Source organism: Planktotalea sp. (assembly GCF_050633725.1).
Classification (GTDB): Bacteria; Pseudomonadota; Alphaproteobacteria; order Rhodobacterales; family Rhodobacteraceae; genus Planktotalea.
The window spans coordinates 36854-60450 of sequence record NZ_JBOEHB010000030.1; the positions used below are offsets into that span (position 1 = coordinate 36854).

At 54.0% G+C, this 23597-nt stretch carries 17 protein-coding genes, 1 tRNA gene and 1 pseudogene; 13 read left to right on the plus strand and 6 right to left on the minus strand.

The window, feature by feature from the left end:
• Window positions 1-2 precede the first annotated feature (2 nt).
• Both ACRBCU_RS17855 and ACRBCU_RS17860 read left to right on the plus strand, forming a co-directional pair.
• Complete coding sequence (locus ACRBCU_RS17855; protein WP_431366752.1) at window positions 3-356, plus strand: hypothetical protein; 354 nt, start codon at window positions 3-5, stop codon at window positions 354-356.
• Between the two features lie 255 nt (window positions 357-611).
• Window positions 612-1418 (plus strand): DNA adenine methylase, encoded by an 807-nt coding sequence (locus ACRBCU_RS17860; protein ID WP_431366767.1) that lies wholly within the window; start codon window positions 612-614, stop codon window positions 1416-1418.
• A 147-nt stretch (window positions 1419-1565) separates the two neighbouring features.
• Here the strand turns inward: ACRBCU_RS17860 and ACRBCU_RS17865 are convergent.
• A tRNA-Leu gene (locus ACRBCU_RS17865) sits at window positions 1566-1652 on the minus strand.
• A gap of 199 nt (window positions 1653-1851) precedes the next feature.
• Between ACRBCU_RS17865 and ACRBCU_RS17870 the strand changes: the two genes are divergently transcribed.
• Window positions 1852-2832 carry a complex I NDUFA9 subunit family protein gene (locus ACRBCU_RS17870; RefSeq protein ID WP_431366753.1) on the plus strand — a complete coding sequence of 327 codons (981 nt, stop codon included), beginning with the start codon at window positions 1852-1854 and terminating at the stop codon, window positions 2830-2832.
• Window positions 2833-2879: 47 nt separating this feature from the next.
• On the opposite strand, the gene ACRBCU_RS17875 is transcribed toward ACRBCU_RS17870, so the two are convergent.
• The gene (locus tag ACRBCU_RS17875) at window positions 2880-3686 is read right to left on the minus strand and encodes an undecaprenyl-diphosphate phosphatase (RefSeq protein WP_431366754.1); all 807 of its coding nucleotides are present in this window, start codon (window positions 3684-3686) and stop codon (window positions 2880-2882) included.
• A gap of 227 nt (window positions 3687-3913) precedes the next feature.
• Here ACRBCU_RS17875 and ACRBCU_RS17880 point away from each other — a divergent pair, with 227 nt between their 5' ends.
• The 9 genes from ACRBCU_RS17880 (at window position 3914) to ACRBCU_RS17920 (ending at window position 19562) form a co-directional block, all read left to right on the plus strand.
• Window positions 3914-5353: an NAD(P)-dependent oxidoreductase gene (locus ACRBCU_RS17880; protein WP_431366755.1), complete on the plus strand. Its 1440-nt coding sequence runs from the start codon at window positions 3914-3916 to the stop codon at window positions 5351-5353.
• A gap of 26 nt (window positions 5354-5379) precedes the next feature.
• Window positions 5380-9912, plus strand: a complete 4533-nt coding sequence (gltB, locus tag ACRBCU_RS17885) for a glutamate synthase large subunit (RefSeq protein ID WP_431366756.1) — start codon at window positions 5380-5382, stop codon at window positions 9910-9912.
• Between the two features lie 79 nt (window positions 9913-9991).
• Window positions 9992-10750, plus strand: coding sequence for a monofunctional biosynthetic peptidoglycan transglycosylase (gene mtgA, locus ACRBCU_RS17890; RefSeq protein ID WP_431366757.1), 759 nt, complete (start codon window positions 9992-9994; stop codon window positions 10748-10750).
• A gap of 60 nt (window positions 10751-10810) precedes the next feature.
• Window positions 10811-11476, plus strand: coding sequence for an FtsZ-binding protein FzlA (gene fzlA, locus ACRBCU_RS17895; RefSeq protein ID WP_431366758.1), 666 nt, complete (start codon window positions 10811-10813; stop codon window positions 11474-11476).
• Entirely contained in the window at window positions 11466-12497 is a 1032-nt protein-coding gene (gene queG / locus ACRBCU_RS17900; protein WP_431366759.1) for a tRNA epoxyqueuosine(34) reductase QueG, read from the plus strand. The genes fzlA and queG overlap by 11 nt, the downstream gene beginning before the upstream one ends.
• 116 nt (window positions 12498-12613) lie before the next feature.
• On the plus strand, window positions 12614-14614 hold the full coding sequence (locus ACRBCU_RS17905) for a hydantoinase/oxoprolinase N-terminal domain-containing protein (RefSeq protein ID WP_431366760.1): 2001 nt from the start codon (window positions 12614-12616) through the stop codon (window positions 14612-14614).
• A 129-nt stretch (window positions 14615-14743) separates the two neighbouring features.
• Complete coding sequence (gene msrB, locus ACRBCU_RS17910; protein ID WP_431366761.1) at window positions 14744-15193, plus strand: peptide-methionine (R)-S-oxide reductase MsrB; 450 nt, start codon at window positions 14744-14746, stop codon at window positions 15191-15193.
• A complete protein-coding gene (gene msrA / locus ACRBCU_RS17915; protein ID WP_431366762.1) occupies window positions 15190-15693 on the plus strand; it encodes a peptide-methionine (S)-S-oxide reductase MsrA in 504 nt (167 codons plus the stop codon). Before msrB ends, msrA begins: the two co-directional genes overlap by 4 nt.
• A gap of 194 nt (window positions 15694-15887) precedes the next feature.
• Window positions 15888-19562 carry a calcium-binding protein gene (locus ACRBCU_RS17920; RefSeq protein WP_431366763.1) on the plus strand — a complete coding sequence of 1225 codons (3675 nt, stop codon included), beginning with the start codon at window positions 15888-15890 and terminating at the stop codon, window positions 19560-19562.
• A 78-nt stretch (window positions 19563-19640) separates the two neighbouring features.
• Here the strand turns inward: ACRBCU_RS17920 and ACRBCU_RS17925 are convergent, their stop codons facing one another.
• The 3 genes from ACRBCU_RS17925 to ACRBCU_RS17935 all read right to left on the minus strand — a co-directional run bounded on the left by ACRBCU_RS17925 (window position 19641) and on the right by ACRBCU_RS17935 (window position 21106).
• Window positions 19641-19967: a hypothetical protein gene (locus ACRBCU_RS17925; protein WP_431366764.1), complete on the minus strand. Its 327-nt coding sequence runs from the start codon at window positions 19965-19967 to the stop codon at window positions 19641-19643.
• Complete coding sequence (locus ACRBCU_RS17930) at window positions 19964-20374, minus strand: hypothetical protein (protein ID WP_431366765.1); 411 nt, start codon at window positions 20372-20374, stop codon at window positions 19964-19966. Before ACRBCU_RS17930 ends, ACRBCU_RS17925 begins: the two co-directional genes overlap by 4 nt.
• 84 nt (window positions 20375-20458) lie before the next feature.
• A complete protein-coding gene (locus ACRBCU_RS17935; protein WP_431366766.1) occupies window positions 20459-21106 on the minus strand; it encodes a LuxR C-terminal-related transcriptional regulator in 648 nt (215 codons plus the stop codon).
• A 37-nt stretch (window positions 21107-21143) separates the two neighbouring features.
• On the opposite strand from ACRBCU_RS17935, the gene ACRBCU_RS17940 reads away from it, so the two are divergent.
• Window positions 21144-23147 (plus strand): sensor histidine kinase, encoded by a 2004-nt coding sequence (locus ACRBCU_RS17940; protein ID WP_431366768.1) that lies wholly within the window; start codon window positions 21144-21146, stop codon window positions 23145-23147.
• Window positions 23148-23328: 181 nt separating this feature from the next.
• Here ACRBCU_RS17940 and ACRBCU_RS17945 read toward each other — a convergent pair.
• Window positions 23329-23597 (minus strand): annotated as a pseudogene (locus ACRBCU_RS17945) (tyrosine-type recombinase/integrase); the annotation flags it as partial.

The following is a 23597-nucleotide window of genomic DNA, read 5'->3' on the forward strand; positions in this document are numbered from 1 at the left end:
TTATGCAAAATCTACTCACTGCGGTTCAACCATTTCTTGTCGAAGGCCTCGCGACTATTTTGGTAGCAGTCTTCACTTGGCTCTCTGCGTCGATCAAAGGGCATCTGAGCGACCGTTCTGCCCATCTCGTTCTGCAATCCGAGGCGATCTTTCGTGAGGCGCTACATCGCGCTCTTGAGACCGGCGCTGCGCAAATCTCCGAGGCTACTGCGACCTCAACGCCCCAAAAGATCGAGGCGGTGGTTCGCTATGTGAATAAGAGCGTGCCTGACGCCGTAGTTGGCCTTAAAGCGCAGCGCGATGTGTTGGAAGATTTGGCGCGATCGAAATTGCGACAGTTCGGGGTTCAGCTTTAGTCGAATGTAGCTACCCTCCTTAGCATTCGTGCTGGGGAGGAATGATAGCTTTTGATGGTAATGGTTTCTGCACCAAAAAGAGCAATCAAATACCCCCGCCTTCACTCACAGGCTGGCGGGGGTAGGCGGCGCGTCCAACGTCGCCCACCATGTGGCATTCCTGATAAGATACCCACACCGACGTACTAGACCAGAAACGTCGCCCGACTCTCGCGAGAGCGGGCGCTTGTTATTCTGGAATCACCAATGACTACAATGACCAAAGTTTTCCCTGCGAAGCCTGTTGCTCCTTGGTTAGGAGGCAAGAAAGCGCTCTCTCCAAAGATCATTGAACGCATAGACGCTATTAACCATTCAACATATGTTGAACCTTTTGTGGGAATGGGAGGTGTATTCTTGCGCCGCTCGTGGAAGCCAAAGTGCGAGGTTGCGAACGACCTGAACGGTGAGATAGTAAATTTGTTTCGCATTCTACAGCGCCACTATCCTCAGTTTATGGAGGTGATGCGGTTTCAAGTCACCTCTCGTGCCGAGTTCGAGCGACTTCGGATCGTTGAGCCGTCGACACTGACCGATCTAGAGCGCGCTGCGCGTTTTCTCTATCTTCAACGGCTGGCATTCGGCGGCAAGCTTGGCGGCGTCTATGGTGTTGCAACAGGGCGTTCTGCTCGATTTGATATTGGCAAATTGGCACCGCTTCTCGACGCTGCCCACGATCGCTTGTCAGGCGTTATTTTTGAAAACCTAGATTGGCGGGATGTCGTTCAGCGTTATGACAGCGCTGAGACACTGTTTTACCTTGACCCACCCTATTTTGGGAATGAGGCCGACTACGGAAAAGATCAGTTTGATCGCGCTTCATTCGCTGAAATGAGCAAAATGCTTTCAAAAATTCAAGGTGTGTTCGTCTTGTCGATCAATGACTTGCCAGAGGTGCGAGAAATATTCTCAGAGTTTCATTTGGACGAAGTCTCGCTGAAGTACACGGTGGGAAAAGAAAAAGCTCTAGATGCGACAGAGTTGATAGTTAGCAATCGTGCAAATTCGACAACACTGTTCTGAACAAAACTTCTTGGGTGTAGCGGACAAGTGTCGCGATGCACCCAAGTTGAATGTTCTGAATGAATGGGGTTGGGTCGTCCAAAACTCCCGATCGATAACGAAAAAAATACGAACAAAAGAGATAATCAATTGATTTTGTGCATTTTGTGGTGCCCAGGAGAGGACTCGAACCTCCACGTCCATACAGACACTAGCACCTGAAGCTAGCGCGTCTACCAATTCCGCCACCTGGGCAGGTGCGTATCTGTGGGCGTTTAGTGAAGCGCGTTGTTGCTGTCAACGGGATTCGTTTTGAAAACCCCTTGTAGTGAAGTCGCTGGAAAATTTTCTATGCGAGCAGCGCGAAAACGCACAAAATGCCCCAGATAAGCAGCTTGCTCGATGGCTCTAGGCTCGGTACATCTGCGTAAGCACAAGGCAAAGGAATACCCGCATGTCTAACCTCGTAACAATCTACGGCGGCTCTGGCTTTATTGGTCGATATATTGCTCGGCGCATGGCGAAAGAGGGTTGGCGCGTTCGCGTTGCTGTGCGCCGCCCGAACGAAGCAATGTTCGTAAAGCCCTACGGAAGTGTTGGTCAAGTTGAGCTGGTGCTATGCAACATTCGTGATGACGCGTCCGTCGCCGCGGCAATGCAGGGGGCAGATGCGGTCGTCAATTGCGTCGGCACATTTGACGCTGGTGGGAAGAACAATTTTGAGGCGGTTCAAATTTATGGAGCGGAGCGCATTGCAAAGCTTGCGTCGGAAGCCGGGATTGCGCGTATGGTTCATATTTCCGCTTTGGGAGCCGATGTGGCAGCGCTGAGCGACAGCGCACGCACCAAAGCTTTGGGTGAAGCTGCGGTTCATAAATATATGCCTGATGCGATGATCTTGCGTCCGTCTGTCGTCTTTGGACCTGAGGACCAGTTCTTCAATCGCTTTGCGTCGATGTCACGTTTGGGGCCCATCCTGCCAGTTATTGGCGGCAAGACGAGGTTCCAACCTGTCTATGTCGATGATGTTGCAGCTGCGGCAGTTAAAGGTGTTCTAGGTGATGCGAGCGGGACCTATGAGCTAGGTGGCCCAGAGGTGCGAACCTTCCGTGAGCTATTGCAAACCATGCTTGAGGTGATCCAGCGACGAAAGCTGATCATGAATATACCGTTTCCGATTGCTCGCGTTTTGGCAGCAGTCTTTGACGTGGTGGAAAAGATCTCGCTGGGCATAGTCAAGAACCCGTCGGCAAGCCCTGATCAAGTGAAAGCGCTTCGCGTTGATAACGTGGTACATGAAGGTGCGAAGGGGTTGGATGACCTTGGCATCACACCTGTTGCGCTGGAGGCCGTTCTACCTGACTACTTGTGGCGTTTCCGCCCGTCAGGTCAGTACGCGGCGCTTAAGGATTCTGCAAAGAACTTACGAGCTTAAGTCAAGAACACAAGAAAGCTTGGAAGGCGCTCCTTAGGGTCGCCTTTCTACGCGCTGTATCCGATCCCGATCAGTATGACGCCTAAAATAACTCGGTAAATGACATAGGGTGTGAAGCTGACTGATTTCAGCAATCGCATCATCAATGTCAACGCAAGCATAGCGGCGACGAAAGCGAAGAAAGCAGCGATAGCTCCGTCGCGTGCGAGGGCTGTATTAGCCTCAGATGCAACCTCAAGGCCGAGCAGTGTGCCCGAAGCAATGATCGTCGGAATTGACATGAGCATCGCGAGCTTTGCACCGTCCTCGCGCGTGTACCCGAGGCTGCGCGCTGCGGTGATCGTAATGCCAGAACGCGACGTGCCGGGGATCAACGCGACCGCCTGCCAGATGCCCATAGTGATCGCATCCTTTAAAGACCAATCGCTTGCAACTTTCGTGGTCGCCCCCCTTTGGTCGGCCCAGTAAAGCACGAGCCCGAAGATCAGCATGGTCCAGCCAATCACCGTAATTCCGCGCATGGCATCATCAAGACCTGTGACTTTCAGGAAAAGACCAAACAGGATCACAGGTATGGTCCCGACGATCAGTAAGAACGCCAGCTTTGCGCCTGCATCATCCAGGTTTCCGCGAAACAGTTTTGGAAGGCCCATAACGGCCAGTCGAACATCACGCCAAAAATAGAGGATTACAGCGAAAAGCGTACCGACATGCACCGCAACATCAATCACTTGGCCTTGATCCGCTAGCCCCGTGAGGTTTGGGAGCAGGATGAGATGGCCAGACGAGGAAACGGGTAGAAATTCGGTGATGCCTTGGATGATCGCAACAAGGAGCAAATGGTACAACGTCATGGAAGTGCCTTTTTAGGTTCCGCCAAAGCCCTACCTCATGGTGATTCGCGAGGGAAGAGGGAGGTTGCGTCCGATTCGGACCTAAAAATTCTTTCCAGCCACAAGATTTGCAAGAATTGATCAGTGATTTTGATAATTTAGGTAACTCTTTATGACTTTTATTTTCTGAAGGCTTTGGATAAAGAGGGCGAACCGGATTTCTACCCGATCTTAAGGAGTGCTAGATCATGGCAAAACAACCGATGCTAAAATTCGTTTCCGTTGAGCGCGATATGCCCACGAAACGCGCGCCTGATCTGCGCAACAAAGATTTCGATGAGATTTACGCGGAATACGCAGGCGAGAAGGCGAAAGAACAAGCAAGCCGTTGCTCGCAATGTGGCGTGCCCTATTGTCAGAACCACTGCCCACTTCACAACAACATCCCTGATTGGCTCCGCCTTACAGCTGAAGGTCGTTTGGAAGAGGCCTATGAGATTTCTCAGGCGACCAATACGTTCCCAGAGATTTGCGGTCGTATTTGCCCACAGGATCGTCTGTGCGAAGGTAACTGCGTGATCGAAAGCTCTGGTCATGGCACCGTGACCATCGGCTCCGTCGAGAAATACATCACCGATACAGCGTGGGAAAAAGGTTGGGTCAAAACGATCAAGCCTTCTGCTGAGCGCACCGAAAGCGTGGGCATCATCGGCGCTGGTCCCGGTGGCCTTGCCGCAGCGGATGTGCTGCGCCGCCAAGGTGTGCAGGTCACGATCTATGATCGTTATGACCGTGCGGGCGGCTTGCTGATGTATGGTATCCCCGGCTTCAAGCTTGAGAAAGACGTTGTGATGCGTCGCAACGAGCAACTCGAAGCAGGCGGCGTAACCTTTAAACTGAATTGCAATGTGGGCGAGGATATCTCCTTTGAGGACATTCGCGCGGCGCATGATGCTGTGATCATCGCGACGGGTGTTTACAAAACACGCGATCTGCAAGGACCGGGCGCTGGCGCGGCAGGGATCGAACGCGCGATTGACTATCTCACCGCGTCTAACCGCAAGAGCTTTGGCGATGCAGTTCCTGAGTTTGACGATGGCCAACTGGATGCGAATGGCAAAAAAGTTGTCGTCATCGGCGGCGGCGATACGGCTATGGATTGTGTGCGTACAGCGATCCGCCAAGGCGCGACGTCTGTAAAGTGTCTCTATCGTCGTGACCGTGCAAATATGCCGGGTTCCCAGCGTGAAACCCAGAATGCGGAAGAAGAAGGCGTCATTTTCGAATGGCTCTCCGCGCCTAAAGGTTTCACCGAAAAGGACGGCAAAGTCTCTGGCGTAATGGTTCAGAAAATGCGTCTTGGCGCGCCTGATGCAACTGGTCGTCAAGCTCCTGAAGTGATCGAGGGCGCTGATTACATTGAAGACGCGGACATCGTGATCAAAGCGCTGGGCTTTGAGCCTGAAGACCTGCCAAAGCTTTGGGGCGTTGATGGCCTTGAAGTCACGCGTTGGGGCACTGTGAAAGCAGCCTTCACGACAGGCGCGACTGAAATGCCGGGCGTTTACGCAGTAGGCGATATCGTGCGCGGTGCGTCATTGGTTGTTTGGGCAATCAAAGATGGCCGTGACTGCGCCGAAGCGATTTTGGATGAGTTGAACGCTAGCGCCGCAGTAGCAGCGCAATAAGCGGACCCGAGAATAGGAGAATTACAATGACCAAGTATGATGCAGATTGGGTTCGCAGCGAAGAAGCCAAGCGCGCGTATATGGCTGAAAACGGTCTTTATGATGAAAGCGAAGAGCACAGCTCTTGCGGCGTTGGCCTTGTTGTTTCCATCGACGGAAAGCCGTCCCGAAGCGTGGTCGACGCGGGCATTGATGCGCTGAAAGCAATCTGGCACCGCGGTGCGGTTGATGCAGATGGTAAAACTGGCGACGGCGCAGGTATCCATGTGCAAATCCCTGTTTCGTTCTTTTACGATCAGATCGAGCGTACGGGCCACAAGCCGCGCATGGATGAACTCATGGCTGTTGGTCAGGTCTTCCTGCCACGCACCGATTTTGGCGCGCAGGAAACCTGCCGTACCATCGTCGAAACCGAAGTCCTGCGCATGGGCTATTACATTTATGGCTGGCGTCACGTCCCCGTGGACATCACTTGCCTTGGCGAAAAGGCCAATGCGACGCGCCCCGAGATTGAGCAAATCTTGATCTCCAACGCAAAAGGCGTAGACGAGGAAACTTTCGAGCGCGAGCTTTACGTGATCCGTCGCCGCATTGAAAAAGCGGCTGCCGCGGCTGGCATTAACGAACTTTATCTCGCGTCTCTGTCGTGCCGCTCTGTGATCTACAAAGGCATGATGCTGGCAGAACAAGTTGCGGTTTTCTACCCTGACCTGATGGATGAGCGTTTTGAGAGTTCTTTCGCGATCTATCACCAGCGTTATTCTACAAACACCTTCCCTCAGTGGTGGCTTGCACAGCCGTTCCGCATGTTGGCCCACAACGGTGAGATCAACACGCTGAAAGGCAACGTCAACTGGATGAAGAGCCACGAAATTCGCATGGCTTCCAGCGCGTTTGGCGATATGGCTGAGGATATCAAGCCGATTGTTCCGTCTGGATCATCTGACTCTGCGGCGCTTGATTCCGTGTTCGAAGTTCTCGTGCGCGCGGGTCGCTCTGCGCCTATGGCGAAAACCATGCTGGTACCTGAAAGCTGGTCCAAGCAGGCAGTCGAGCTGCCACAGGCATGGCGCGATATGTATTCCTATTGCAACTCCGTGATGGAGCCTTGGGATGGTCCTGCTGCCCTTGCCATGACTGATGGTCGTTGGGTTTGCGCGGGTCTCGATCGCAACGGTCTGCGCCCTATGCGTTATGTTGTGACGGGTGAAGGCCTGCTGATCGCAGGTTCCGAAGCTGGCATGGTGCCGATCAACGAGGCTGACGTCGTCGAGAAAGGCGCGCTTGGCCCGGGCCAAATTCTTGCGGTGGATATGAAGAAGGGCAAGCTCTTCCACGACACCGAAATCAAGGACAAACTTGCGGCGGCGCTGCCGTTTGGCGACTGGGTTGGCAAAATCAACGAACTTGATGAGGCGCTTGGTTCTGTCGAAGAGAAAGCGATCTACTCGGGTGCGGAACTGCGTAAGCGTCAGATTGCGGCTGGCTATACCATTGAAGAGCTGGAGCAAATCCTCTCGCCAATGGCTGAGGACGGCAAAGAAACGCTGGCCTCTATGGGCGATGATACGCCCTCTGCGGTTCTGTCCAAGAAGTACCGCCCGCTAAGCCATTTCTTCCGTCAGAACTTCTCTCAGGTGACAAACCCACCGATCGATTCACTGCGCGAATTCCGCGTGATGAGCCTGAAGACGCGGTTTGGCAACCTCAAGAACGTACTGGATGAATCCAGCGCACAGACCGAAATTCTGGTGCTGGATAGCCCCTTCGTGGGGAACGCACAGTGGGACGAATTGGTGCGTAGCTTCAATGCGGATGTCCATGAGATTGACTGTACGTTTGAGCGCGGCGCAGGTGCCTTGCAAGCTGGTCTCGCACGTATTCGTGCCGAGGTCGAAGACGCAGTGCGCTCTGGCGCTGGACATATTGTTCTGACCGATCAAGGTCAGGGCGAGGGCCGCGTTGCGATGCCGATGATCCTTGCGACATCTGCCGTGCACAGCCATCTGACCCGCAAGGGTCTGCGGACCTTCTGTTCTCTCAACGTGCGCTCTGCTGAATGCATTGACCCGCATTACTTCGCGGTTTTGATCGGCTGTGGCGCGACTGTTGTGAACGCCTATTTGGCCGAAGACTCCCTCGCGGATCGTATCGAGCGTGACTTGCTCGATTGTACCTTGACCGAGGCTGTCGCGCGCTATCGCAATGCGATTGATCAGGGCTTGCTCAAGATCATGGCGAAGATGGGTATCTCTGTGATTTCCTCCTATCGCGGCGGTCTGAACTTTGAGGCTGTTGGCCTTTCGCGCGCAATGTGCGCCGAGTTCTTCCCCGGCATGACCTCCCGTATCAGCGGTATTGGTGTCACTGGCATTCAGCACAAAGCAGAGCAAGTGCATGCACTTGGTTGGCAGGGTGGTCGCGACGTGTTGCCAATCGGTGGTTTCTACAAAGCACGCGCCAGTGGCGAGACCCACGCATGGGGCGCGCAGTCTATGCACATGATGCAGACTGCGTGTAACACAGGCTCTTTCCAGATGTGGAAGCAGTATAGCGCGAAAATGCAAAGCAACCCGCCGATCAACCTTCGCGATTTGCTGGCGATCAAGCCTATGGGCGAAGCGATCAACGTTGACGAAGTGGAAAGCGTCACAGCAATCCGCAAGCGTTTTGTGACGCCGGGCATGTCCCTTGGTGCTTTGTCACCTGAGGCGCACAAGCTGCTGAACGTCGCGATGAACCGCATCGGCGCGCGCTCTGACTCGGGTGAGGGCGGTGAAGATCCGGCGCACTTCGTACCAGAGCCGAACGGCGACAACCCATCTGCGAAGATCAAGCAGGTTGCCTCTGGTCGGTTTGGCGTAACTGCGGAATATCTGAACCAGTGTGAAGAGCTGGAAATCAAAGTTGCACAGGGCGCGAAGCCTGGTGAGGGTGGTCAATTGCCGGGTATGAAGGTCACCGACCTGATTGCGCGTCTGCGTCACTCAACCAAAGGCGTGACATTGATTTCACCGCCTCCGCACCACGATATTTATTCTATCGAAGACCTCGCGCAGCTGATCTACGATCTCAAGCAGATCAACCCGCGTTGTAAAGTGACCGTGAAACTGGTTGCCTCTTCGGGTGTTGGTACGATTGCCGCTGGTGTGGCCAAGGCGAAAGCCGACGTGATCCTGATCTCGGGTCACAATGGCGGCACAGGTGCGTCTCCTGCGACCTCGATCAAATATGCGGGTCTACCGTGGGAAATGGGTCTGACCGAAGCGCACCAAGTGCTTGCGATGAACAACCTGCGTGAGCGAGTCACCCTGCGCACAGACGGTGGTTTGCGCACAGGTCGCGACATCGTCATGGCGGCAATGCTTGGCGCTGAGGAATACGGCATCGGCACCGCCGCACTGATCGCGATGGGCTGCATCATGGTACGTCAGTGTCAGTCTAACACCTGCCCAGTTGGCGTATGTACGCAAGATCCAGCGCTGCGTGACAAGTTCACTGGTACCGCAGATAAGGTCGTCAATCTGATCACCTTCTATGCGCAAGAAGTCCGTGAAGTGCTCGCCTCTATCGGTGCGAAATCTCTTGATGACGTGATCGGCCGCGCTGATCTATTGCATCAGGTGTCCCGTGGTTCTGCACATCTGGATGATCTTGATCTCAACCCGCTTTTGATCACTGTCGATGGCGCGTCCGAGATCACTTATGATCGTGATCGTCCACGCAATGCGGTTCCTGATACGCTTGATGCCGAGATCGTTCGTGATGCTGCACGCTTCTTGGAAGATGGTGAGAAAATGCAACTGAGTTATGCGGTGCAAAACACGCATCGTACTGTTGGCACACGCGTTTCCAGCCATATCGTCAAGAACTTTGGCATGCGTAACGCGCTACAGCCAGATCACCTGACGGTTCAGCTCAAAGGGTCTGCGGGTCAATCGCTTGGTGCCTTTGCTGCGCCAGGTCTCAAGCTGGAAGTCAGCGGCGACGCCAATGACTATGTCGGCAAGGGCCTGTCAGGCGGCACTATTGTCGTGCGACCACCAATGGCGAGCCCGCTCACAGCGTCCGAGAACACCATCATCGGTAACACCGTTCTATATGGTGCGACGGACGGGTTCTTGTTTGCATGTGGCCGCGCCGGTGAACGTTTCGCGGTGCGTAACTCTGGCGCAAGCGTTGTGATTGAGGGATGTGGTTCCAACGGTTGTGAATACATGACCGGCGGCGTTGCCGTGATCCTTGGTTCAATCGGCGCTAACTTCGGTGCTGGTATGACTGGCGGGATGGCGTATCTCTACGATCCAGAAGGTCAGGCCCATAGCATGATGAACCACGAAACACTGGTGACTTGCCCTGTGACGCAGGCCCATTGGCAGCGTCAACTCAAGACACTCGTTGAGCGTCATGTAGCGGAAACCGGTAGTCGCAAAGCGGAAGATCTGCTTCAGCACTGGGATCTGGAATTGCCGAACTTTGTGCAAATCTGCCCAATCGAGATGCTGGACAACCTACCGCATCCTTTGGGGATTGAAGAAAAAGCGATCCCTGCGGAGTAAACGCAACTTGATCTAAAAAAACGCCCGAGGCAGTGCTTCGGGCGTTTTTCTATTCTGACAGTCTCTGTATGGTCCTCCCATGGCACGTGCAGCAAAGAAAAAAGCGACCTCGAAAAAGAAGACCAAGCCCAAGGTGAAACGTTCCTTTGCGGATCGGATCACGGCGGCGCGGGCTTTTGTGCGGCGCTGGGCGTTGCGGCTGGCTGTTTTGCTCGGTGTGGCAGTGGTTCTTTGGGTTTTGCTCTATGGCTGGGCTAATCCTACTAAGACACCCTACATGCGCAGTGAAGAATTGCGGATTGGCGGCGAAGTTGATCACGAATGGGTGCCCATGGAAGAAATTGCCCCCGTCATGGCGCGCTCGGTCGTGGCAGCTGAGGATGCCAACTACTGTAATCACTGGGGCTTTGATATAAGCGCGATCCGTGCTGCGGTGGATTCAGGTGGCGCGCGCGGCGCTTCGACGCTCAGCCAACAAGTGGTGAAAAACGTCTATCTCTGGCATGGGCGCAGCTATATCCGCAAAGCGTTAGAGGCTGTGCTGACACCGCTGGTAGAACTCACATGGTCCAAACGCCGCATTTTAGAAGTCTACCTAAACATCGCAGAATTCGATGAGGGCGTATTTGGCGTCGAAGCTGCTGCGCGTCACTATTTCAGCGTCGGGCCAGAGCAGCTTAGTGCGACGCAAGCAGCGCGGCTCGCCGCTATTCTACCTTCCCCCAAGAAACGAAGTGCCTCGCGACCCTCGAATTACGTGCGCAAACGCACGCGACAAATCATCGATGGGGCGGCCACGATCCGCCGCGACGGACGTGCTGCCTGTTTTCAGGATTGAACTTGGCCTCAATGCGAGGCATTCAGAGAAGCGCACAAATATGAGTTGACCTAAACGCCCATGGCCCGTCTTTATCACGTTCCTTTATCTCCGTTTTGCCGGAAAGTTCGCCTTGTCTTGGCTGAAAAGAAGATTGAAGTGGAATTGATCGAAGAACGGTATTGGGAAGCAGACCCCGACTTCTTGCGCCGCAATCCCGCGGGAAAAGTCCCGATCCTAAAGATCAATGGTCGTACGATGCCCGATAGCATGGCAATCTGCGAATACCTTGAAGAAAAATACCCCAGCCCAGCTTTGATGCCTCAAAGCATTGAGGGGCGCTACGAGGTCCGTCGGTTGGTGGCGTGGTTTGACGACAAATTCCATCAGGAAGTGACCTCAAAATTGCTCTATGAGCGGGTGAACAAAAAGCTGATGAACCAAGGGTATCCCGATAGCCGCAATGTCAAAGAAGGCGCGCGCGCGATCAAATATCACCTAGATTACATGGCGTGGCTTTTGGATCATCGTCGCTGGCTTGCTGGCGATGCAATGTCGATTGCTGATTTTGCTGCGGCGTCGCATTTGTCTGCGTTAGACTATAATTCAGACGTTGATTGGACCCGTTCGGATACAGTGAAAGACTGGTACGCCAAGATCAAATCGCGTCCTGCATTCCGTTCAATTCTGGCGGATCAAGTGCCGGGCTTCCCACCTGCTAAACATTACAACGACCTTGATTTCTGATCTCAAAGATCGACTTGTCACGCAGGCGCATGAGATTGGTTTTGATGCCTGCCGTGTTTGTCGGCCTTGGGATGTACCACAGGTGCCAGAGAGGCTTGCGACGTTTGTAGAAAAAGAGCGTCATGGCCAGATGGGCTGGATGGCAGAGCGCATGCATTGGCGCGGAAATCCTGCGGCGCTTTGGCCAGAGGCGCGCAGCGTCATCATGTTAGGGGAAAGCTACACGCCAGAACATGATCCGTTGGAGATTTTGAAGCATCCAGATCGCGGCGCTATTTCGGTGTATGCGCAGAACAAAGACTATCATGACATGGTCAAAAAACGGCTAAAGCGTCTTGCACGCTGGCTGATTGCTGACAGTGGCGGAGAGGTGAAGGTGTTTGTCGATACTGCACCAGTGCCCGAAAAACCTTTGGGCGCAGCAGCAGGGCTTGGCTGGCAGGGCAAACATACCAATCTGGTAAGTCGCCAATTGGGCAGTTGGTTCTTTTTGGGGTCCGTTTTTACGACATTGGAATTGCCCGAAGATAAAGGCGAGGTTGATCACTGCGGATCATGCCGTTCTTGTTTGGACATTTGCCCAACCAAGGCGTTCCCAGCCCCCTATCAAATTGATGCGCGTCGTTGCATTTCTTATCTAACGATCGAACACAAAGGCCCAGTCGAAGAAGATCTTCGCAAGTTGATGGGGAATAGAATCTACGGGTGCGACGATTGCCTGGCGGTTTGCCCTTGGAACAAATTTGCCATTGACGCGCGCGAGCTGCGATATGCGGCGCGAGAGGAGCTTAAGGCACCCTCTTTGGCAGAATTAGCAGCGCTGGATGATGCTGCCTTTCGCACGCTGTTTTCAGGATCTCCGATCAAGCGGATCGGGCGTGATCGGTTTGTGCGAAATGTGCTTTATGCAATCGGCAATTCTGAAGACCCTAGTTTGCGAGATGCCGCGCAAAGCTTGCTTGATGATCCAGATGCAACGGTAGCAGATGCCGCGCGCTGGGCGAGTGATCGGCTTGGTTGAGCCAGCGGACAGCTCTGAATGGGGCCTTTTTTAAAGATGACAAAGAACCTGCCGCGATTAGACGGGACGTGTCGTGATTTGATGTTAGATCGATGCGGGACCAAGGGAGTGAATTCATGGCGTTATTGCTAGGTGTGGATACAGGCGGCACATACACGGACGCAGTTTTGCTGCAAGACGAGAGCACGGTTGTTGCCTCCGCTAAATCGCTGACCACCAAGCATGATCTTTCGATTGGAATAGGCGGCGCGATTGAAGCTGTGCTCGCGCAAGGCGGTGTTGACCCCGCTGACGTCGCGATGGCGTCTTTGTCGACAACTCTAGCGACCAATGCATTGGTGGAAGGCCAAGGAGGGCGCGTTGCGCTCATCTACATCGGCTTTAAAGAAAGCGACCTTGATCGGCATGGCTTGCACGAGGCTTTGAAAGGTGACCCTGCGCTTATTCTTGCAGGGGGTCACAATCATGCAGGCGCAGAAGCAGAGCCATTGGATATAGACGAGCTGAAATCCTTCCTGAATGTGCATAAAGATGTGTCCGCATTTGCAGTGGCATCGCAATTTGCCACGCGAAACCCCTCGCATGAACGCGCCGTTATGGCGTCCATTTCGGAGCTAACTGGCGCGCCTGTGAGTGCGTCGCACCAACTCTCGGGAAAGCTAAATGGACCCAAGCGCGCCATGACTGCGCTGCTAAATGCACGTTTGATCGGCATGATTGACGGACTGATTGGCTCGACCCAAAGCACCTTGGAGCGGCTAAATATAAGCGCGCCCCTGATGGTGGTGCGTGGCGATGGAGCGTTGATAAGCGCCGCCATAGCCAGAGAGCGACCCATCGAGACCATATTAAGCGGGCCTGCCGCGTCGATTGTCGGTGCGCGATGGTTGACGGGCGCTGATCATGCGCTCGTCTCGGATATCGGCGGCACGACGACAGATATTGCGGTGCTACGCGAAGGGCGACCTGCGCTCGATCCTATGGGCGCGCAAGTCGGTCCCTATCGAACGATGGTGGAAGCAGTCGCGATGCGCACACATGGGCTTGGCGGTGATAGTGAAGTGCACTTCATCGGAACAGGCTTACGGGGGGGTGTTGAGCTTGGGCCAAGACGCGTTGTGCCGATCTCCCTTATTGCGATGGATGCGCCTGAAGAGGTGCATGCGGCGCTTGATAGTCAGGTTCGTAGTACTGTGCCAAACGAATATGACGGGCGCTTTGTAAGGGCTGTTCAAGGCGTGAACAAAGAGGGACTAGCTACGCGCGAAGTTGCGTTGCTGGATCGCTTAGGTTCGGGCGTCATGCCGCTGGCGCGCGCCTTGAAGAACCGTATTGGTGCGCAAGCATTGAAGCGGCTGGTTGAGCGCGGCGCGGCGCAGATCGCTGGGTTAACCCCGAGCGATGCAAGCCATGCATTGGGCCGAGTCAATGTGTGGGACGCAGACGCCGCGCGCAAAGCTCTGCTTTTGATGGGGCGCAGGCGAACCGGGGCGGGAGAAAAGCTGGCACCAAGCCCTGAAATAATGGCCCAAATGGTGATAGATCGACTGACCCAGCAAACGTCACTAGCGGTGTTGGAAACTGCATTCGCGGAAGAGCAAGATGATTTTGGTTTGCCCCCAGCTGATCTGGCTCGCCATGTATTGATGCAGCGGGGATTAGCCGGTCATCGTGGCTTGCTGCGTTTGGATGCCGGGCTCAATTTACCTGTAATCGGGCTCGGCGCCTCCGCAGCAAGCTATTACCCTGCGGTTGGTGCGCAGCTAGGATGCGAGACTATCTTGCCAGAACATGGTGGCGTCGCAAATGCAATCGGCGCGGTGGTTGGCCGCGTCACTATACGGCGAGAGGGTACCGTCACATCGCCTAGCGAAGGTTGCTTCCGTGTTCATTTTGAGACGGGGCCAAAAGACTTTGCTGAATGTGACACTGCTCTATCCGCGCTTGAAGAGCATCTCAAAGCGCAAGCCATGTCAGACGCTGCACAATCTGGAGCGGACGATATCCATGTCAGTGCAAACCGTGAAATCAAGTCCGCGCAAACAGAAGCGCGAGATGTGTTTGTCGAGGCTGTGATTTCTGTGGAGGCTTCAGGGCGACCAAGGATCGCTGTCTGATACCTAACATTTCGCAGTTTCCAAGTTGGTGTTTCAATCCCTCACGGCCGAGCGATCGAATTGAAATCTTTGTTGGATTTTTGCGTGCAAGCCCCATTTAATGGTAACAAAGCAACGAGGGAGTTTTCTATGACCGTGTATCGCAAAGATATGGACGTTATCGCGACGCTTGATCCAGAGCAGTATCGCGTAACGCAAGAAAGTGGAACAGAACGTCCTGGCACTGGTGCGTTGCTTGGCAACAAAGAACCAGGGATTTATGTGGACATCGTGTCGGGCGAGCCGCTGTTTGCTTCCTCTGACAAATATGAAAGCGGTTGCGGCTGGCCATCTTTCACCAAGCCTTTGGTGCATGAGTTCGTGAACGAGCTACGTGATACGACCCACGGCATGGTACGCACAGAGGTACGTTCATCGCATGGGGATAGTCATCTTGGGCATGTCTTCAACGATGGCCCACCAGATCGTGGCGGTTTGCGCTATTGCATCAATTCGGCTTCGCTTCGGTTTGTTCACAAAGATGAAATGGAAGGCGAAGGTTACGGCGAGTACTTGGATCAAGTGGAGGATATTGCATGAGCGAGCGCGCAGTTTTAGCAGGTGGATGCTTTTGGGGTATGGAAGATTTGATCCGCAAGATGGATGGCGTGATATCTACGCGTGTAGGGTACACAGGGGGCGATGTGCCAAACGCAACCTATCGCAATCATGGTACCCATGCGGAGGGGATCGAGGTGATCTTTGATCCCGCCAAGCTGACGTATCGCCGTCTTTTGGAGTTTTTCTTTCAGATCCATGATCCCACCACCGAAAATCGTCAGGGCAATGATAGAGGGCTGAGTTATCGCTCTGCGATTTACTATGGCGATGACACGCAAAAGGCTGTCGCGGAAGACACGATCGCGGATGTGAACGCCTCGGGCCTTTGGCCGGGCAGGGTTGTGACCGAACTTGAACCCGTCGGTGATTTTTGGGAAGCCGAGCCAGAGCATCAGGACTATTTAGAGCGTATTCCAAACGGCTATACCTGTCACTTTATCCGCCCCGACTGGGTCTTGCCACGACGCGCGGCGGAGTGAAGACAGGCTAGAAGTGTTGTTTCAGGTAAAGTAGCGCGCCGCATCTCGATTGGAGATGCGGCGCGCTTTTTCGTGCTGTGCGACATTCCAGCTAAGTATGGGGTATCGACCCCATGCACAGGCCGACCCTGTATTTGTACTTTCTTTTCAGACAACAGCGCATCTCGCGCTCTTAATCCTGAAGGAGTTTCAAAATGGGTTGGTTTAAAAAGAAGAGTATTCACCAGACGATTAAGAAATACGGCTGGAGCAGCTATGCAGATGGCGGGTCGGGCAATGACAAAATGTACGGCTATTCAGCCTACAAGAACCACCTCAAAGGGGGCTCAGGTGATGATTACATCAAAGCTTTTGGCGCAAAGAACTACCTCTATGGTGGCTCTGGTAGCGACACCATAATCGGCAAAGGCGTTTACAACTGGCTTGTTGGTGGGACCGGCAATGACAAGGTCTATGGCTATGGTGCAACCAATTATCTTTATGGCGAGAGCGGTCATGACAAACTCTACGGTTATGGCGCTTACAATCGGTTGAGCGGTGGAAGCCAGAACGACACTCTGAAAGGGTATGGTGCGCGCAACGTGCTGTATGGCGGGAGCGATCAGGACAAACTCTATAGTTACGGCGCGAGCAACCATCTGGACGGTGGCAGCGGTCATGACAAACTTTATGGATATGGCGTGAGCAACGTCATGCATGGCGGCACAGGCAACGACTACATGCTTGGGGCAGGTGCGTCCAATGTCATGCATGGTGGCTCGGGCAATGACCATATGGTTGGGCGCGGTGCGTCTAACTTGATGTATGGAAACGAAGGCAACGATACGATTGAAGCGACAGGGGCGGTCAACACGGTCTTTGGCGGCACTGGTGATGACAAGATCACGGCAACAGGTGGCGTGAACACGCTCTACGGTGAGGACGGAAATGACGTTCTGCATGCCAAGGGCGGTGTAAATACAGCAGGCGGCGGCGCTGGCAACGACACGATGATCGCTGAAGGCGGCGTGAACACGTTCTTCGGTAATGACGGCGATGACACCATCGAAGCCACGGGCGGCGTCAACACCCTGTTCGGTGAAGAGGGGAACGACAAGATCACAGCCAAGGGCGGTGTAAACACGGCCAAAGGCGGCGCGGGAGACGACGACATCACTGCGGAGGGCGGCGTTAACACGCTTTCTGGCGAAGAAGGCGCTGACAAGCTTACAGCCACAGGCGGCGTCAATACGCTGTTTGGAGATGAGGGAAACGATACGATTGAAGCTTCGGGTGGGGTCAACACAGCCTTCGGCGGCGCCGGTGATGATCTGATGATCGCTGAGGGCGAAGTGAACCCGATTGATCCGAAAAAAACGATTAACACCTTTTTTGGCGGCGAAGGCGAAGACACGATCGAGCTAAAGGGGAGCGTTAACACAGCCTTTGGCGGAGATGATGCGGATCACATCTCTGCTATAGGGGGCGTGAACTCTCTTTTTGGCGATGCCGGCGACGATCTGCTGCAAGCTGTGGGCGGTGTGAACACGGCTTTTGGCGGAACTGGCGATGATGTCATTCAAGGCCTTGGCGGCGTCAACACTTTCTTTGGTGGAGACGGCGATGACGTCATGGAAGCGGCTGGCGGCATCAACACGATGTTCGGCGGCGCAGGCAATGACAAGATGACCGCGGCCTCTGTGTTGGTCACTGCGCAGTCTGGCGAGGATGGCGATGACACGATGCTTGCGATCTCGACTGGCAACAGTCAATGGGGCGGCGCTGGCAATGATGTTTTGGTCGGTGTCGGTCAATCCAACCTGCAATGGGGCGGCACAGGCGATGACCTTCTGGCCGCAGGCGGCGCAACAAACATACAGTTTGGCGGCGATGGCGATGATGATCTGATGTCCCTTGGGATGCAGAACGTTCAATTCGGCGGCGACGGTGAAGACCTGCTGTTGGGTGTTGGCCAGAGCAACATTCAGCACGGTGGCAAAGACGCAGACGTTCTGGTCGGTGCTGGTTCTGCCAACATTCAAATCGGGGCAGAAGGCGATGACTGGATGGTCGGCGCAGGTGGCGGCAACGCACAATTCGGCGCGCATATCTGGTCGGCGATCCCTGAGGATTTCGAGTTAGGCGACCTCGACATTGATGCTGCGCGCGATGCGGTTGAAGACTTTCTGGATGTCTCTGCAGCGGACGATGGTCAGAACAAAATGCTCGCGGGTGGCTATGGCAACCTTCAAGTCGGGGGCTCTGACAACGACGTGATGATCGGCGGCGGACGCGGCAACCTACAGGTGGGCGGCGACGGCGATGATCTTTTGCTCGGCGGCGGTCAGGCTAATGTTCAGTCAGGCGGCGCAGGCAATGATACGATGATCAGCCTCGGTCAGATTGGCGTGCAATCGGGCGGCGATGATGGCGACGTGATGCTGGCGATGAAACTAGGTGGCAAACTGGGCTTGAACTTTCAGCACGGCGGCGATGGCGGTGATCTGATGCTGAGTGAAGGCGATCCGGTGGACTGGGCGCAGGGCACGTGGAGCAAATTAAAAGAGATCGTTCAAGACGTCGTCGAAGATAAGGCCGATCTTGATTCAGCGCCTGCTGAAGACACTAAGGACCAGCAGGATGCAGAACTGGCAGAGGCTCTGAAAGATCAAATCATCGACGAACTACCCACGGCGTTCAACGTGCAGATGGCTGGCGAGGGCAACGACTTGTTCCACGTTGGCGGTGACATGGGCTTTCAGTTTGGCGAAGGCGGCGACGACATTTTCCTTGGTGGCGGCGCGTTCAACCTGTCCATGGGCGGCGACGGCAGCGATCTGATGCTGACGGCTGGCGAAACCGTGAACTTTGCCTTCGGCGACGAGGGCGCGGACTGGATGATTGACACCGACGCTTTCGCGAATTTCTTCTATTCGGCGGTTCTGCCTGATCTAACAGACTTTGACATGTCGTCCTTCCTTGACACGGATGTGTTCGAACCGATTGGCGATGTTATCGAGTTTGCCCACGATGTGCGCGACACTATCGACGAGCTAAATCCGCTCAACAATGTCATGGATGCGGTTGGCGGTGCAATCAATGACGCCATTGAAGCCACGGGCGATGCCATTCAGGGCGTGACGGATGTGGTGTCCGATATGACAGCCGATCTGCGCTCGATGCTAGACTATTCCGGCACGCAGATGTTTGGCGGCGCAGGTGATGACATTTTGTCAGCCACAGGCGATATGATCGGCGGGCTTGGCGCAGACACCTATGTCTTTAACTTCGATGACAACGGCACAGTAGATGAGGCAGGTCTAGACGCACTGAAAGACGCGATGAAGCTTGTGACAAAAGCCGAAGACGAGGAAGAGGCAGAAAACGCCTTAACCGAGCTTACTGGCGGCGCAGGCGGTGTGGACACAATCGAGCTGCGTGATGCGGGCGGTATTGACGCAAGTGGTCTGCGTTTCTGGGTCGATGGCGGCAAGGATCTGGTCATTGAGAAAGGCGGCAACGATCTGCGGATCAAGAACATGTCCGATGCAGACAGCGCGATTGAAAACCTGATGATCTGGGATGGCGAGATGGGTCAAACCTTTGATCTGACGGCTGCCTTCAGCGATGGTGTCTTTACCGCGCGCTCTGAATTCGGGGCCTATAACGAAGGCGAAATTGATCTGGCAGCCTATGCAACAGGCTTCCTGCAAGAAAGCGCTACTGACCAGAAATTCGCGGATGCTTTTGAAGGGTGGATGGTCACTCTGGCGGATGTATCTGGCAATATTCCACTTGTGGGCGAGCACATCTCAAACGGTGTGGAAGCTGTCGACGGATTTCTGGACATGGAGGTTGTTCTGCCGACCGATGTCTTCGATTTCGTCTAATCCATCCCTCAGAACACAAAAGAAAACTGCAGCCATTCGGTTGCAGTTTTTTCTTAGCGTTGGGAAACCTGAAAAGGCTTAGTTTTGCTCGGCGCGGTATTGATCGTCTGACGTACGCAGTTCTTGCGGCGTGACTTTCCTGTCTCCGTTTATGTCCGCTCTTTTGAACGCGTAGCCAAAAGCCTTAAACGTCACGATAGTGCGCGCCGTGGGTTGACCCACGCGCGCCATGTGCCGCACGAAGATTGGGAACTCTTCTCGGTCCAGTGACATGTTTTGATCTTTGTCTGCGGCAAGGAATGCGTTGACTTCGTCCTGCGTCACCTCAAGTGCAGCAATCGGTTGCGCGATAAGCGCGCAGAGCCCGATGACCACCGCAACTGTTGTTTTGTCATTTTGTATCACTTTACCACCTCAACAATCCAATTGATGTTCAATTGATGTCCGCCAAACCCCGTCAAGTCGGCCGTAAACGCCATTGATCGGTGCACGGTGCTTTCCTCTGTTTGGGTCAAAAGTATAATCCTTTGCACCCTTGGGGCAACGCGGGTGCAGGACATCTGATCAGGTTCAGTGAAATGCGGCTCATGCGCTTTCGTTTCAAAGCCCTTCGCTTGGAGATGCGTGTGCGGGACAGTCAGGCAGATGGACACGAAAGAGAGCTCAACTGGCTGGCTTTGCGCCTGTGCCATCGAAATTTGCACCTGATTTCCATCAATGCTGCTCAACAACCGATCTTGCATGTATTGAGCTGTTTCACCTGCTCCGCAAACATCTGGCAAAGCGGCAAGTAAAAGAAAAAGATGTCGCACGTATAGCTCCCTCGTGTCTGGGTGCTTTGAAAGTACGGGGGCAAGGCGAAGCAAGGTATAGGGTCAAGACCCTACTGTTTTGCGTTACAAAGCGTTCGGATCAATCAACCCTTCGCGCAGAGCATGGGCCATCAGTTGCGGAACAGAATGCACATTCAGCTTTTGCATCATGCTTGTGCGATGTTTGTCCACGGTCTTCGCGCTGATCCCTAGCGTGCGCGCGATCTCTTTGTTGGATTGCCCCGACAGGATCAAATTCAAGATTTGCCGCTCTCGACCGGTCAGAACTTCGCTCTCAGCCGCTTGCTCCAAAATCTCCACAAAGGACGCCGCGATATAGCGTTGACCTAGCAAAATGCCGGGCAGCTTCTGGTAAAGCTCGCTGTTGTCGTCGGCCTTGGAAAACAATCCATCGACACCAGCCTCAACAAGCGAGCTGACTATGCCGCCTGCTGTAACGCCTGTCAGGACAACAACCTTGGTAGGGGGCGAAATGCGTCGCACTTCGATTAATGTTTCCACCCCGCCCGCAAGCGGCATTTGTACGTCCAGCACGAGCAATGCGGGTTTGTGCTGCTCAACAGCTGCAATCGCAGCAAGACCGTCAGCGGCCTCTTGCACCACTTTGATCCCTTGCGCTGTGACAAGGCCTGGTTTTTCCAAAGCATCGCGAATGCCAGCGCGTACTATTGCATGGTCGTCCGCGATCACCGCATAGTGTTGCCTAGACATTAAAATCCACGACTTTCAGGAACATCTTTTGCTCACCATGATTAACCTGATCTGCCAGAGATTACCTAGCTTTTTTCTAGGCGTTTTTGGCTGGCTTTGGTTGGTCAGCGGCGCCATGGCCCAGCACGCCGTAATCACGGCCGACCAAACACAGATCAATTTGGATAGTGAATTGCGGTATTGGGCTGCGCTTGGCCCTAATCCCGGTCCTGCGTTCGAAGCTTTTCAGAACGGGGAGTTCACTAACGAGCGCCGTACAGCGTCTCACGGTATCAATCATGCTCCGGAAATTTGGTTTGGCGCTACACTGGAAAACGCATCCTTTGATGATGGACGGATTGGTGACAGTTTTACCTTGATTCTGGATTCTCCGTTAAACATCGGCTTTCGATTGTTTCTGGTCCGTGCGGATGGGCTTACAGAAACTTTGGTTGATTATTCCGCGTTTCAGCCATTCGACGCTGGCCAACACAGCGTGACACGCCTCAAAAGCTCAGCGTTTGTTCTTGCACCGGGCGAAGAGGTGACGGTTCTCGCGCATCTGCAACTCGGGGTCATGCCCGGCTTTTCAGCAACGCTGTTCCGGCCTGAAGCGCTAAGCGAAGCCAGTTTTGGATGGGGCGTAATCATTACCGCTTTTTACGCTTTCAGCCTATGTGTCCTGTTACTGGGCTTTGGCATTCAAGTCGCGATGCGCAGTTGGCTTGGTATCGGCTATGTTGTGATGTTCGTGCTCTTTCTTATGTTGATCGCTTATTCGGACAACCTGCTGTTCCGAGTGCTCTATCCCAACAGGCCTTCGCTTCATCTCCCAATTGGGCTTGGCTTGTTAGTGAGTGTGGCGCTGACCGGTCTTGGTACCATGATGTGGTCTTTGTTGAGCAATCCGCAACTGCGTGGCGGTGTGCTTCAAAAAGGGGCGCTCGCGCTTATAGTACTCAGTGTTGTGACCTTTTTCGCCTACTTGTGGTTGCAAGCGTATGGGCTGATTTATTTGGCATTTACGCTGGTGGTGCTGTCACTTGGGTTGAACGCTTTCTTGCCAGAGGAAGTCAGCCAATCCGACAGCAGTCCAAATGTAGGCATTCGCACCGTCTTGCTGTTGATCACGAGCATTGTGGTTATCATCTTCGTTTGTGTGTTGTTTGTCGCGCCGGGTTGGATCACCACGGGCAGCCTCTTCAAGATCTCGTTTCTTATGGTTTCTTTGACGGTGATGACCTTCATGACTGGCAATCTTGTCGTCTTGCGCAAACGTTATGTCAAAGCCGTAGAAACGCGTCTGGCTGTGATGGAAGAGCAGACGGAAAAGAACCGCCAACTTTTGGAAACTGAGCGTGCCTACAACCGTGCGCGCGAAACCGCAGCGGCGAGGCAAAGGCAGTTGGCGACGGCCTCCCATGATATCAAGCAACCGCTTATGTCACTACGGACCACCTTTGATGCGATCTCAACCGATATGGATCAAACAGTGCGGGATCGTTTGCAAAACGCATTTTTGTATCTCGAAGACCTGTCAAAAAGCTACGTTGACCGCGCAGGCGGCGCAGATGTCGCCGAAGAGCTGAACATAGACGACGCAGAAGAACCGTCGATCGAAGCATATTCTTTGTCGGTGCCGCTGCAAACTGTGCAGCAAATGTTCAAGGAAGAAGCGGTATCCAAAGGGCTGTACCTACGCGTTGTTGAAACCACAGTCGAAACAACCGCGCCGCCTATCGTTTTGATGCGCATCCTAACCAATCTGGTTTCAAACGCCGTCAAGAATACTGACACAGGTGGGGTCGTCATTGGGTTGCGGCGATCCACTCGCTCTATCTGTGTGTATGACAGTGGCGTTGGTATGAGCGCCGAAGAATTGGATGCGTTCCAACAAGCATATATGAAGGGCGAGGCATCGACGGGCCATGGGCTGGGTTTGTCCGTATGTTTCGAGCTTGCCGAAAAGAACGCCATGCCGTTGACTGTGCGTTCCCAAACTGGACGTGCTACTGCCTTTTCAGTGTCTCTTGCCTCTCATTTGGTTGTTGCGCCGCGGTGATTAAGGGGTTCATTTCCGTTCACTGTTTCAGCCAAAACAAATCTCTCGTTTCGCGCGCGGCACTGCCGAACATCCAGTTTATCCCAAGGCCTGCAACTCGCCGTTTTTTACAAGAGCTTTTGGCGACCCCGGCAGGATTCGAACCTGCAACCTGCCCCTTAGGAGGGAACCGTTCATAGCGTTATTCCTTCTTTGACTTCTGTTGTATGGGTGTTTGTACAGGGTCTTCCTGTACATGGTTTGTACGAAAACGGGCTCTGACATCGGCCTCATCCGTCTCTGCATGGGCATAGATGCGAATTGGTAAACTAGGATCTGACCAGCGCCCAGCCTTAGCTGCAGTTACGGGATTGACACCCTGCCGGACAACCAATTCAGTGAAGAACCCATGACGCCCTGCTTGGTGCGTGGACAGATATTGGATGCCAGCACGCTTGCAGATCGTCTTCC

What these genes read in the sequence shown, in the direction of transcription:
- msrB (WP_431366761.1), top strand. Translation starts at nt 14,744, where the DNA reads ATGACCGTGTATCGCAAAGATATGGACGTTATCGCGACGCTTGATCCA.
- ACRBCU_RS17920 (WP_431366763.1), top strand. Translation starts at nt 15,888, where the DNA reads ATGGGTTGGTTTAAAAAGAAGAGTATTCACCAGACGATTAAGAAATAC.
- ACRBCU_RS17875 (WP_431366754.1), bottom strand. Translation starts at nt 3,686, where the DNA reads ATGACGTTGTACCATTTGCTCCTTGTTGCGATCATCCAAGGCATCACC.
- ACRBCU_RS17855 (WP_431366752.1), top strand. Translation starts at nt 3, where the DNA reads ATGCAAAATCTACTCACTGCGGTTCAACCATTTCTTGTCGAAGGCCTC.
- ACRBCU_RS17940 (WP_431366768.1), top strand. Translation starts at nt 21,144, where the DNA reads ATGATTAACCTGATCTGCCAGAGATTACCTAGCTTTTTTCTAGGCGTT.
- gltB (WP_431366756.1), top strand. Translation starts at nt 5,380, where the DNA reads ATGACCAAGTATGATGCAGATTGGGTTCGCAGCGAAGAAGCCAAGCGC.
- ACRBCU_RS17880 (WP_431366755.1), top strand. Translation starts at nt 3,914, where the DNA reads ATGGCAAAACAACCGATGCTAAAATTCGTTTCCGTTGAGCGCGATATG.
- ACRBCU_RS17870 (WP_431366753.1), top strand. Translation starts at nt 1,852, where the DNA reads ATGTCTAACCTCGTAACAATCTACGGCGGCTCTGGCTTTATTGGTCGA.
- msrA (WP_431366762.1), top strand. Translation starts at nt 15,190, where the DNA reads ATGAGCGAGCGCGCAGTTTTAGCAGGTGGATGCTTTTGGGGTATGGAA.
- ACRBCU_RS17860 (WP_431366767.1), top strand. Translation starts at nt 612, where the DNA reads ATGACCAAAGTTTTCCCTGCGAAGCCTGTTGCTCCTTGGTTAGGAGGC.
- fzlA (WP_431366758.1), top strand. Translation starts at nt 10,811, where the DNA reads ATGGCCCGTCTTTATCACGTTCCTTTATCTCCGTTTTGCCGGAAAGTT.
- ACRBCU_RS17935 (WP_431366766.1), bottom strand. Translation starts at nt 21,106, where the DNA reads ATGTCTAGGCAACACTATGCGGTGATCGCGGACGACCATGCAATAGTA.
- mtgA (WP_431366757.1), top strand. Translation starts at nt 9,992, where the DNA reads ATGGCACGTGCAGCAAAGAAAAAAGCGACCTCGAAAAAGAAGACCAAG.
- ACRBCU_RS17905 (WP_431366760.1), top strand. Translation starts at nt 12,614, where the DNA reads ATGGCGTTATTGCTAGGTGTGGATACAGGCGGCACATACACGGACGCA.